This is a genomic window from Natronococcus sp. A-GB1 (genome assembly GCF_029688845.1).
Taxonomy (GTDB): domain Archaea; phylum Halobacteriota; class Halobacteria; order Halobacteriales; family Natrialbaceae; genus Natronococcus.
Genome location: NZ_JARUKW010000038.1, coordinates 1 through 11,651, shown reverse-complemented (window position 1 = coordinate 11,651; position 11,651 = coordinate 1). Strand labels below are relative to the sequence as shown.

The 11,651-nt window shown below is 50.0% G+C and carries 10 protein-coding genes and 1 pseudogene; 7 read left to right on the top strand and 4 right to left on the bottom strand.

Annotated elements, in window-relative coordinates; genetic code table 11:
- Positions 1-213, bottom strand: a pseudogene (locus QA600_RS22400) (universal stress protein); the annotation flags it as partial.
- Positions 214-852: 639 nt separating this feature from the next.
- On the opposite strand from QA600_RS22400, the gene QA600_RS22395 reads away from it, so the two are divergent.
- Positions 853-1,287, top strand: coding sequence for an RDD family protein (locus QA600_RS22395; RefSeq protein ID WP_278294154.1), 435 nt, complete (start codon positions 853-855; stop codon positions 1,285-1,287).
- A gap of 279 nt (positions 1,288-1,566) precedes the next feature.
- On the opposite strand, the gene QA600_RS22390 is transcribed toward QA600_RS22395, so the two are convergent.
- Both QA600_RS22390 and lrp read right to left on the bottom strand, forming a co-directional pair.
- Positions 1,567-1,851: a PadR family transcriptional regulator gene (locus QA600_RS22390; RefSeq protein ID WP_278294153.1), complete on the bottom strand. Its 285-nt coding sequence runs from the start codon at positions 1,849-1,851 to the stop codon at positions 1,567-1,569.
- Positions 1,852-2,055: 204 nt separating this feature from the next.
- The gene (gene lrp / locus QA600_RS22385; RefSeq protein ID WP_278294152.1) at positions 2,056-2,520 is read right to left on the bottom strand and encodes an HTH-type transcriptional regulator Lrp; all 465 of its coding nucleotides are present in this window, start codon (positions 2,518-2,520) and stop codon (positions 2,056-2,058) included.
- Between the two features lie 322 nt (positions 2,521-2,842).
- Here lrp and QA600_RS22380 point away from each other — a divergent pair, with 322 nt between their 5' ends.
- The 3 genes from QA600_RS22380 (at position 2,843) to QA600_RS22370 (ending at position 7,226) form a co-directional block, all read left to right on the top strand.
- A complete protein-coding gene (locus tag QA600_RS22380) occupies positions 2,843-3,268 on the top strand; it encodes a TRAM domain-containing protein (RefSeq protein ID WP_278294151.1) in 426 nt (141 codons plus the stop codon).
- Between the two features lie 516 nt (positions 3,269-3,784).
- Positions 3,785-5,542 carry a cation:proton antiporter gene (locus QA600_RS22375; RefSeq protein WP_278294150.1) on the top strand — a complete coding sequence of 586 codons (1,758 nt, stop codon included), beginning with the start codon at positions 3,785-3,787 and terminating at the stop codon, positions 5,540-5,542.
- Positions 5,535-7,226 (top strand): cation:proton antiporter, encoded by a 1,692-nt coding sequence (locus tag QA600_RS22370; RefSeq protein ID WP_278294149.1) that lies wholly within the window; start codon positions 5,535-5,537, stop codon positions 7,224-7,226. Before QA600_RS22375 ends, QA600_RS22370 begins: the two co-directional genes overlap by 8 nt.
- A 61-nt stretch (positions 7,227-7,287) precedes the next feature.
- Here the strand turns inward: QA600_RS22370 and QA600_RS22365 are convergent, their stop codons facing one another.
- Entirely contained in the window at positions 7,288-7,716 is a 429-nt protein-coding gene (locus QA600_RS22365; protein WP_278294147.1) for a universal stress protein, read from the bottom strand.
- A 569-nt stretch (positions 7,717-8,285) separates the two neighbouring features.
- Between QA600_RS22365 and cas6 the strand changes: the two genes are divergently transcribed.
- From cas6 to QA600_RS22350, 3 genes are all read left to right on the top strand, one after another.
- Positions 8,286-9,032: a CRISPR-associated endoribonuclease Cas6 gene (cas6, locus tag QA600_RS22360; protein WP_278294146.1), complete on the top strand. Its 747-nt coding sequence runs from the start codon at positions 8,286-8,288 to the stop codon at positions 9,030-9,032.
- Positions 9,033-9,034: 2 nt separating this feature from the next.
- Entirely contained in the window at positions 9,035-11,116 is a 2,082-nt protein-coding gene (locus QA600_RS22355; RefSeq protein ID WP_278294144.1) for a TM1802 family CRISPR-associated protein, read from the top strand.
- On the top strand, positions 11,116-11,651 hold a 536-nt coding region (locus QA600_RS22350), incomplete at its 3' end, for a type I CRISPR-associated protein Cas7 (protein WP_278294143.1). The genes QA600_RS22355 and QA600_RS22350, both read left to right, overlap by 1 nt.

Genomic DNA, 11,651 nt, shown 5'->3' with positions numbered 1-11,651 from the left:
ACTAAGTATAGCATCAACAGTGGCAAGGGAATCAGATGCATCTTCACGGCGTTTCTCAAGTGGTGCTTTATCTGGTGCTCCACTGCCCTTCTCGATAACGTGGACTGCAGTAACGCGCTCTGTCCCTTCGAGATAAGGCTGCAATGAATTGCATGTCGTACGTGCGTCCTTCTCCTCTGCTATGGGAACAAGAACGTGCTGAAAATGAACCATGAATGATGCACATTCAGCAGTACTATACAAATATTGTCTACGGTACGCTAAATTATCCTGCCCATTTATTATGCAGAGTATGAAATAGGGGATAATGTCACTTCGGGCTAGACTGGTCCCCAATTCTCTCAATACAGTTTTTTATGCTATTATAATATGGTGCGTGCTGGTCGTAGTGCTAACCAGAATCTATGATACTCCACTGATACGGTTAGAAGTAGTTGTCGGGACCGGTGTTCTTCTTATTTGGGCTATTTGGGCAGTTCGATATCACCTCGAGCAGATTCAACAGGAGCGGTATAGGCGGTATCGGTAGTTGGCGTTTTCATTGAGAATGAGACCGCCACCGCTCGAGATAGATTGAAACTTCAGTGTGGACAGTCGTTCCGTTGTGGGTGTCTCATTGCTGGCAGGAAACGTCAAATGAGTGATTGGACAACATGATACTCATCATCAGTCAAATCAACATTTACTAATGAGTTTTCGGAGCCCGACCGATCCTGTCCGAAGGCCTCATCTCTCTCATCCATTCCTCGAGACTAATTCTTGGATATATCAAATATTGTATAGCCAATGGCCTTACCTGGTTCGGAAGAACCATTACAGAATGGTATAGAGATTAACTTGTGTTTGAATTGAATGAACATCCCTAAGTATCCTACTCCACGAATGGATACTGAAAGCGGAACGACGATCAGGCGATTTGCTGCGTTCCTCCTCGATGGTATCATCTTCGGGCTAGCAACACTTGTGCTGCTGGTACCAGCATCGTTTCTCGGAGATGCTGTCACTGTAGTAGTAGGTCTCATAATTTCAGTTGTTGCGTTTGTGTACGTGTTTTTCCTCGAAGGAATGTACGGCTACACGCCTGGCAAGTATGCACTTGGATTGGTTGTCGTGAAATCAGACGGTTCTAATTGTACGATCGGTGCATCGGTACTTCGAAACCTACTCCTCATTGTTGATTCCCTTCCCTTCGCGTATCTGATTGGAATTGTACTCATCCTCCTCACCGACAAAGACCAGCGAGTTGGTGACCTGGCCGCCGACACAGTTGTAGTGAGACGCCAGTAGTAGGATAGCTCTCCACTTTCTACACGCGTTGATATGCGAGTCGACTATGCGTAACACGGTATTCGTTTGTTATCGAATTGATTGATGATATCAATCCCCGTTGCCGCGGCGTCGATTTGTTCCTGATCAGTCGCCGAGTTTACTGGCGATCACTATCGCACAGATAGTCTGGTGTACACTCGTCAGAGACCGTCACGGAAATGAGGTTTCCGTGACACCTGATTCCCCTATTCGGAGGATTTAGCGGAACCCTCGTTGTAACACTCACACAACGAGTTCTCAATCAACCAATTCGGCAATGTATTGATCCTCCCACTCGCTGCGAGCCTCGAGTTCACGCTGTCCACGCTGAGTAAGGGAGTAGACGTTCGTCCGACGATCGAGCTGTCCCTTATCGATCAACCCTTTCTCGACGATCGTGTCTAGATTTGGATACAGACGACCGTGGTGGACCTTTTTTTCGTAATACTCCTCGAGTTTCTCTTCGATCGCAAGTCCATGCGGTTCATCTAGGCCAGCAACAACATAGAGCAGATCACGCTGGAAAGCGGTCAGATCGTACATATCGTAACCACATCCATCGCTAACTTAAACCAGTCGGAGGCTACCGATCGAATGCCTATTCCAGGATACAGTTCGAGGAGCAAAGAAGGGCCAAGAAGCCAGATCGGAACCGAGCTTTGTACTGGGAGAGACTCGTCCAAATCCGTCTATCAGCAAAAGAGGGTCCAATACTCGGAGAGTCCTGATAGTCGCCGACCCTACTCCTCAGTTGTCGGCTGCGGTCTCGAGTTCGAACTGCTCGTTCTCGGCAACGCTATTGAGAACGATACTAGTGTTCGACTGCTTGATGTCGGGATCCGTGACCAGTGCCTTGATCTGGTCGTTCATATCGTCGGTGTCTTTGAACTTGCCAATCGCAATGATGTCGTAGTCGCCGGTGACCTCATACACGGACACCATCTGATCGTGGTCTCGCAGCGTCTCTGTGATTTCACCGAGTGCATTGCCTTCGGCTTTGAGCTGCATCACAGCAGTCACGTCGTACCCGGCAGCATCGTAATCGACGGTCGGCGTGTACCCTTGGATGACGCCTTCCTCCTCGAGGTCAGAAAGATGGTTCGAGACCGTTGTTACCGACACATCGAGGTCCTCGGCAAGACTTCGCAGACTGGCGCGGCCATCTCCCAGTAGCTCATTCACTAACTCCGTATCCAACTGTTCGTAGGTCATTAGATAATACAGCACATTCCGTGTACTAGGACTTTACGAATGTCCACGTCTCTCCTCCGAGAATTCAGTCGAAGGCCAGCAACAGAGAAATTTGATTGTGGAGATTGCAAATGGACTATCTCGTCCATACTAGTTGACTCATAGCAATAATCGTCCTTTGGAGCCATCTCTTCTCATTCTAACCACGAGGAAGTCGATGTAGTTAGTACCAAAACGTCAGGGCTACTATCTAACTCGATACTCAATACAGGCAAGACTCGGCTGTTTCATCCGCCGGACTGAAGATGCTGCCCATCTTTCTACTAGAGAAGAGTCCATACTCATGGAGATTTCTGAGAAACTACTGTGTATATTTAGTGCAGAGATCGAAAAACAAGACGACTCATACGTAATCGAAATCCCAAAACGCGAACTCGATGATGGAGATATTGAATTAGAGGAAGTGTATCGGGCAGCCCTCTCTTCGCCTCTTTCATCGACTACGGACGACCAACCAAAGTCAGAACAGGATCTATCTGAATCATCGCATCCTAAGTCACCACATCCCGGACCGCCAGCTACAGAAGGCGAAACACGAAGCGTCGAGATCGAAGACATGGGGGAACAGGGCGACGGCATTGCCCGTGTCGAACGCGGATACGTGATCATTGTTCCCGAGACAGCACAGGGAGACCGTGTTAGAGTTAAAATCACCGACGTTCGGGAGAACGTAGCCTTCGCCGAGGTCATCAAGCGCGAGGATACGTAGTACGAACCAGATCACCAGCAGCGGTCAGTTCCGGAAACGTCGATCCAAAGTTCGACGTCGTTGTGATCCAAGATCAAAACGGTTTCCAACAGCCTCGACCTCGAGCAGCGGCGTACAGTGGGCCAAGTGTGTAGACCAGGGAGACGATCCCGCGAGCCAGTCGCAGATTATTGGACTATAGGATCCGTGTCGTAGTCGCCGCATAGGGCGTCCGATAGACTGTCAGAAGGGGAACGTGGACTGCGAATTCGTGGCGTCAGCCACTGCTGTCGGCGACTCAAGCGATTGTTTGAGCTTGAAGCGGAGTCGCCAGACATCATCTCCAGGAACGACCGAGAACCAATGAGCATCCCCGCGGATCGACGGTATCGACTGTTGGGTGAATGCTAAAGTTTCGCCTGTGACAGCCGGAAACGGGAGTACACAGTTTGCATCTCACAGCACAATCTCCAGACGGGTACTTCACGTTGGTGAGCAGCCGGAACTATTAATCCGCGTTAATAGAAGCTTTGAACAATGATCTCGGAGGCCGCTCTCACTGTCGATCTCGCGATTATTATTTTCGGTGCTACACTTGCTGGTTTTCTCGCGAAGCAGACGGGACAACCAACAATCATCGCCTACATCCTTGCGGGAGTGGTTCTCGGCCCAACTGTTCTCAACCTTGTCGAAGTGAGCGAACTCACCGAATTACTCTCTAATCTCGGGCTCGCTTTCCTATTGTTTTTGCTTGGAATTAAAATGCGTCTCGAGGACGTGCAACACATCCTCTCACCGATCGTCAGAATCTCACTCCCACAGATGGCTGCAATCTTCCTTGCTGGTCTGGGAGTTGCATTTGCGCTCGGCTTCTCTCTTCTTGAATCGTTCCTGATTGGGCTCGCAGTGATGTACAGTTCAACGGCTGTCGTCATCAAGATGCTCACGGATAAGGACGAAGCCACATCGTTACACGGCAAAATCGACGTGGGCGTTTTGCTCGTCCAGGATATCGTCGTCGTCATTATCCTGGCAGTGCTCGCTGCCGGACAGCCGGACGACCTCACCGAAGTAGCAACGACGCTTGCCGTTGTTCTCGTGCTTGTCGCGCTCGTCACCATCGCGGCCATCGGTGCATCCCAGTCGATACTGCCAATCGTATTTCAGCGGATCGCCGACAACAAGGAAGTGTTCTTCCTCGTTGCCCTTTCGTGGGCGTTCCTGTTCGTCTTCATCTCCGATAACATCAATCTCTTTCTTGCGCCCTTGGGAATCGAAGCATACCTTTCAATCGAGATGGGGGCGTTCATGGCCGGGCTGGCCATTGCCCAGCTTCCTTATAGCAAAGAGCTTCAGGATCGGGTCAACCCACTAACTGACCTGTTCGTCATGGTGTTTTTCGTCTCGGTCGCTCTCGATCTTCAGGCTACTCAGCTACTCGCCTACTGGCAGGAAGCGATCATTGCCGCCATAGTGCTAATGCCTATCAAATTCCTCGCCTTTTTTTATCTGATCGACTGGCAGGGCTTCGGTCTCGAGACAACGTTTCTTGGCAGCATCAATATGATACAGGTTAGTGAATTCGGCATTATCGTCGCTGCCGTCGCATACGAAGGTGGGTTCATTGACGCAGAGGTACTCGGCTTTATGACGCTACTTGCGATTTTCACGATGGGTGTCTCAGTATACTTTATTGAGTACAACCACACCCTTTTCGACCGGTTTCGATCGACTCTCGCTAAATGGGCGAGTGGCAGCGAGTTTAAAGGTGATAAACAGGAGTATAGCGACCACGTAGTCGTCATTGGCTACGATAATGTGACAAAAAATGCTCTTCCACTACTTGCGGATCAGTACGAGGATGTTGTCGTGATTGACCGCACGGTTGAGCACATTGAAACGCTGGAACAAGAAGGGTATGATACCATCTACGGTGACTTTCGAAACGATACAATCCGTAAGGATGCGGCTGTAAAGAAAGCGAAGTTTGCTATCTCATCATCGGTCGAACCTGCGGTGAACAAGGCGCTACTTCGGGAAGTTGACGATGCAACCGTCTTCGTAGAGGCCGAACGAGTCGAGGACGCACACGATCTCTACGACAGAGGTGCTCACTGTGTCATCATGACTCCGTACCTCGCCGCCGACAGACTTACGCAGTATCTTCGAGCATACCTCGAAGAGGACGGTCGGGAGGAGATCGTTGAACGAGCCCGTACCGATATTGAGCTGCTGAAGACATCGAGGCCGTTCCCTACTACTTACGACCAGCTTGGAGGTAATACCGATGAGTGATCTACTAACAGCGGTCTCGATCCTCTTCATTCTCGTCGGGCCGCTTCTGCTTGTTGCAAACAGGCTCACGCTGCCAACTGTACCGTTCTTCGTACTTGCGGGGATTATCGGTGGGTTCTTTATTGATCCAGATTTCGTGCTCGAACTCGCACAGTATGGCATTGCGTTGCTCGTCTTTACGTATGCCGTCCGAGTTGATCTCGAGGCTATTCAGACGGTGATCGTTGACGGAGAATTCATTGCGTTCGGACAGATTCTTATCCTCGGCTCACTCGGAGTCGTCTTTGGGGTTGCTCTTGGTGTAGCACCGACCGAAGCGGTCTACCTTGGTATTGCTGCGGCGCTTTCTTCGACGATCGTCGGCACCGCACTATTGCAGCGGGAGATCAACATGGGCCTCGTTCGTGGGCGGGTGGCTATGTCGCTCCACTTTGTTCAGGATCTGATTGCGATTATCATCGTACTCATTCTGGGTGCCGGCGCAATTGAGAGCGACTACGTAGCAACGGCACTGGTAGCTGGACTTGCGTTGCTTTTCCTTGCCGTCTTTGTCAACCGATACCTATTCGATGTCATCGGCGAGATCAGTGGTGATTCGGACGAACTCATGATTCTTGGGGTCGTCTCGTTGCTTGCGGTGTTCGTTGTCTTAGCTGAGTACGCCGGGATCCCGATAGCTGTCGGAGCCTTCGCAGCGGGACTTGCGGTCCGTCACGATCCGGTCGAGTACCTCGGACTATTTAACGGGCTTCAATCAATCCGTGACTTCTTCGTCGCGATCTTTTTCATGACGATTGGTGCACTCGTTGTGCTTCCATTCGTCGAGCTCGGGTGGACCGAATCGATCGATAAACTCCTCCTCGTCGGTGGGCTCGTGCTACTGACTTCGGTAGTCAAGCCCATGATAACTACAGTACTTCTGATCCGGCGGGGTTATGAAGCCCGGTCGGCGACGCTGGCCAGTATTAACACGGATCAGGTTAGCGAATTCGCGCTGATTATCGCGATTGAGGCTCTTCTTCTTGGTGCATTGAGCCAGTCAGTATTTGACGCAGTTATCCTCGCTGCGGCAATCACGATGGTGACCTCGAGTTTCACACAACGCTACGACGAGGAAATCTACAGAGCGCTTGCGGATCGCGGTATCGTTACCGGTCAGCACAAACGGATAGACGAGTGGAGTAACGTGCCATCGGAGCTTTTTGATCACGTCATTGTCGTCGGCTACGGTCGGCAGGGACGGAAGCTGGTCGAGACGTGTAAAGATCTCGATTACCCATATGTCGTCATCGAGAACGATCCAGCGCGCAGAGAGACGGTCATGACCAACTGCGACGCGGTTGTCATCGGCGACGCAATGGAACAGTATACGTGGGAGAAAGCGCACGTCAACGATGCACGACTTATCGTCTCAACGATTGACTCTGAGCCAGTTTCGCGGCGCCTTCTCTCGTCCAGCTTTGAGGCAGATGTGACGCTACGTACAGACGACCGGACACTTGCCCTTGATTTCCTTGAGCAAGGCGCACTGTACGTCAGCCACGATGACCTGCTGGCTGGACAGCGTCTAGTCCAGCAACTTCAGGCACTGATTGACGGCGATCTAACCCGAGAAGAGCTTCGCGAGCAGCAACTGATCGAGTTGGACCGCCATGCCGACCAGACGCCACTTCACCTGCGCTGAAGCTCTATTTGTTTGAAGAACTGATTTGGCTGGATAGTTCTGGTGGAATCAATCGGCTTAGCTACGGTATTAACTGGACTGGAACTGATGACCGCCGTGCGACGTTCTCAGCAACACTCCCGAGAATCATCCGTTGGACTCCGGTCCTTCCTCGTGAGCCCATAATGACGAGATCTGGAGATTCTGTACGAATATGCTTCAATATCTTCCTATCAGGTCGCCCAAACATAACGCTCTGAGTAAGTGAGACAGGAGACGTATCTCCTGTGGGAAGAGATTCTTCGATTATCTCGTCGCCCGTTACCTCTAAGTCGTTGATCAACTGTCCCTGTTCGATACGCTGGACGTCAACGTTCCGTGATTCGTTCAAACTCACGACGTGCAAAATGTGAACCGAAGCATCGACATCTGCGGCAAGCTCGAGTGCATGCTTAACCGCGTGTTTGCTTGCATCGCTCCCATCCACGGGAACCAGAATTGAGTTGTACATCGTGCTCCACAGTTAGATATCGATAGAGCGTCTATTAAGGTTATAGTAGAATTTGGAGTAGTCCAATGAGGGTTTTATCGCAGCAGCTATCCCCAAAGTTATAATCTTCGCGAATAGAGGTTTCCTTGTTCCAGATGTATCCATATGGTCTTGCAATATTCTACCCGGAATCGCTGCCGATGGCGATGGCTTGTTCAAGACGCACCCAAGCGGTCTTGCAATCTGTTGTTCTTGCTCGGTATCAAGATGAATAAAGTTTAAGACGTACCACTTGGTATTCCAGCTTCGTTCTTCCTTTTGATGCTGTAATCCCGAACTGACAACATACGGTGAGAAATGCTATACCAATCTCAATTGAAATTCGTAGTGTCCAGAACACACTATCACACTAAGGATCGCCAAGTCTATGCATGGTTTATATACTGGATCAGCAGTATACATTATATACGGAGAAACGCAAGAGAGAACTCAAAGAGAATAATTGCATATGGTACGAATGAATAATACCCTCGTCTCAACCTTATCGTATCGGTGTCAGGGTTTTCTCGGCTACAATTAACATGAGAGTAATGATTGAGACAACTGCTCGCCGCGATTTTGAGTACGACAATACCTACAATCGTGCTCTCCAGAGTCGAGTCTATAATTGTCTCCGGGATACTGTATATGCTGATTTGCACGAGAAAACAGGGATCAAGCTTTTTTCGTACTCTCCTCCAATCCCGCCTCGAAACGCCACTAAGGGAGACACTCGCCGATTCATTTTCGCTGGCCAAGATGAGGACCTCATTACAGCGATTGCATCAGATCTTTGCAAAAATCCGGAACTGGATTTGTACGAGATGGCCTTTCGCGTGGATCGAGCGTTTTCGATCGACAATCCGCTTGGGGAGCAGGGGACTCTGACTACAGGCTCTCCGCTGATAATTCGATTTGACCAAGATAGCGCATCAGAATATAACGTCGAGACAAAGTACGAGAAAACTTACTGGCAACCCGAGCACGGCACTGAATTGTTCTTTGAGTGCTTGCACAAGAATCTCCAGCGCAAATTTCGGCTAGTGTTCGACGCTGACCCGCCAGAGCCGCCCTATTTTACGGGATACTCATTTAATCGCACAGTCGCAAAGCCACTCGAGTTCAATGATGAATCTGTTACCTTTATCGGAAGTGAGTGGTCTTTTGATTATGAAATTCGGAGTGGACCCCATCGAAAGTTGTTAAACCTCGCATTTGATTGCGGGCTCGGCGAATTGAACGCGCTCGGCTTCGGCTTCATGAACCGTGAGGTAGACGTCAATGGGTGCTCTGAATAGCAATGTTACAACCTGCACTTCGAACTATTGGCCAAGCAATTATTGAGAGCGAATACACTACTCAGTATCAACCGTACTATACGGCGAGCCCGATTTCCGGCAGCCAGAAAGAAATTCGTTCAATTGTCGTCCTTCAATTTGAGCGGATTGATGATCGTATTGAGTATCTCGGCATCCAAATCCGCGATCCAGAAGAAACACCTGAGGAGACAGCAAACAGATACGGATATGTCTACTCTTCAGGAAAAACAGACAATAGTGTCACCAAGCGTCTAACTGAAACAAGACCTGCTAACGAACGGTTTTTAGCGCTTGTCAAGTGGTTCGACGGGACGATCCTTAGTGACGAGTTGCTCTCAGTCCCAGAAATAGCTGGCATTCGAGACCTTCTTCAAGATGAGACTGGATCCCCTTCTGAACAGATTGAGGATGAATTGAAAGCCTTCTCCGAGCGGGTTGAGTACCGAGCGTTACTCACACTCTCCCTCACTGAAAACGGGATAGAGCGCTTCGTTGGTGAGATACCCGCCTACAACGAAGGTATGAAATGCTGGGCAGCGGACGATCTACGAACCAAATCCACTGCAAAGAACAGCTATGGATACGGTCGTTGCAGTGTTTGTGATGAGGAAACCGAATGTTTTGGATTGGGGGCAAAAATGGGCGAACAGTATACAGTCAAGCAGCAGTGGCCGTTCCCAGGCGTAAATAGTTCTAATGCATGGCGACATCGACCACTGTGTCTTGATTGTATAACAGCAATCGATGTCGCATCGGACCGGTTCCTTGAAGTGCAGGATTACGGTCCCCCCGGAATCCGGTGTCGTATCATTCCTTATGCACTTCCAATGCCCCATGCTGATGAGCAACTCAAGCAACTAATTCGGACTGCTCGCTTCCAGCTGACCAACGATGATACCAACACTGAATCCGGAAGTAGCGATATTGGTACCGGAACTGAGCCCTCTCGTCCGCTTTCAGCGGCATGGGAGCAGTATCGAAAGTCGACGGATGCGGGTGATCAGCCTGACTCACTTCGACTTGCATTGAGTTATGTAACCCGTGATCTGACCAAGACCCATGGAATTGCATGGATCGATGGGTTGAGAGTCGACCAAGTCACCGCAATACAGACAGGTCTCCAGGATTTCTATCGGACGGATGCCGTCTTCGAGCAAGGGTTACTCCCTCATCCAAATCCACCATCCGAACAGCAAGTGTTCTCCGGTCAATGGCTATTCTGGCTCCTTGCTGGGGTCCGTGGTAGTGATTCTCGAGGAGAATACATTGGCGATGAAACGCCGTGGGTGGAATACACTGAACAGTTACTCACTGCAGGGATTCTTGACTACTCAGAGGTTGTTTCAGTGCTTTTGCGCGAAGTTCGCGCCCGATATCGAGACCGCCTCGGAACAGATACTGATTATCCGTATGACGGATTTCATCTTGCAGCCACGTATGGTTTCTTGCAATTTGCTTTTGCCCAGGGAATCATTCGAGATACACGGACCGACATCGACTCAGCCACATCCATGAACAGACAACCAATTGATGACTCCTATACCAGCTTCGGAGCCGGTCTCGAGGCTTTCATCGCTGCACATCCCAGTATCGAACGGTCACCAGGACGGACTGCCGGATTCGTTCTCGGGGCAGTTGCCGCTCAACTCTCGAATTGGCAGGTCCACCGAGGACTCAACCGGACGTTCGTCCAATCACGAGACATCAATCAGCTGACCACCGAGACGCTAATCAAATGGCAAACCGATATTTGGGCTAAAGCAAAAGTCTATCATACTCAGGTGGGCCGAGATGGACTTCCTTGGACTGACGCAGAACAATTATTTCACGAGGCTATTCTTGCTGGCCAAAACGACGGCTGGCAGGCCACTATTGCGGAAATTCGCTATCATTATGTTCTTGGAGTGAATGTGGGACCAAACATCAGGCGACAAGCGCGTGAGAATTATGAACAGCACAAAAATGCCTCCGCTTCCGCTAATGAATCGTCTCAACCTATGGCGACCGACACCGACTATCCTGCTATATCACAGGACGACCAGCAGACATCCTTTAACCACTAATGAACGACCATAATCAGACCAGTGTTGATGGGGATAGTGTTGATAACCGTAGTGAGATCGTCTTCCTCTATGACGCAGTCGATACAAACCCGAATGGGAACCCACTAACCGAGGAAAACCGCCCTCGTATTGACGATTTTACCGGTGAAGCAATTGTAACCGACGTTCGATTGAAACGTGTTGTTCGGGACTATCTTGACCGGCAGGGAGAAACAATTCTCATTAAGGCTTCGGGTGAGGTCGGTCGTGATGACAAAAACGATCGATATGCAGTGATCCACGACGAAATGGAACCACTCATGGAGGAGGATGGCCCAAGCATGAGTGAGGAGGATGCTTTCCTCGCAGTTGCAACTGACGTTCGATTATTCGGTGAAAGCATGACTTTCGACTCGCCGGTTACTGAATCTTACACTGGACCTGTTCAATTCAATTTCGGTCGATCAATGCACGCAGTCAGTGAATCAAGCCACGGAAAGATCTCGGTCGTAGCTGCCAGTAGCGAGGAAGGAAACCGAAGCCAGGGAGGAAATAT

Bases quoted from the DNA above. Each gene is read 5' to 3' on its own strand.
- QA600_RS22395 (WP_278294154.1), top strand. From the start codon at position 853: ATGAACATCCCTAAGTATCCTACTCCACGAATGGATACTGAAAGCGGA.
- QA600_RS22390 (WP_278294153.1), bottom strand. From the start codon at position 1,851: ATGTACGATCTGACCGCTTTCCAGCGTGATCTGCTCTATGTTGTTGCT.
- lrp (WP_278294152.1), bottom strand. From the start codon at position 2,520: ATGACCTACGAACAGTTGGATACGGAGTTAGTGAATGAGCTACTGGGA.
- QA600_RS22380 (WP_278294151.1), top strand. From the start codon at position 2,843: ATGGAGATTTCTGAGAAACTACTGTGTATATTTAGTGCAGAGATCGAA.
- QA600_RS22375 (WP_278294150.1), top strand. From the start codon at position 3,785: ATGATCTCGGAGGCCGCTCTCACTGTCGATCTCGCGATTATTATTTTC.
- QA600_RS22370 (WP_278294149.1), top strand. From the start codon at position 5,535: ATGAGTGATCTACTAACAGCGGTCTCGATCCTCTTCATTCTCGTCGGG.
- QA600_RS22365 (WP_278294147.1), bottom strand. From the start codon at position 7,716: ATGTACAACTCAATTCTGGTTCCCGTGGATGGGAGCGATGCAAGCAAA.
- cas6 (WP_278294146.1), top strand. From the start codon at position 8,286: ATGATTGAGACAACTGCTCGCCGCGATTTTGAGTACGACAATACCTAC.
- QA600_RS22355 (WP_278294144.1), top strand. From the start codon at position 9,035: ATGTTACAACCTGCACTTCGAACTATTGGCCAAGCAATTATTGAGAGC.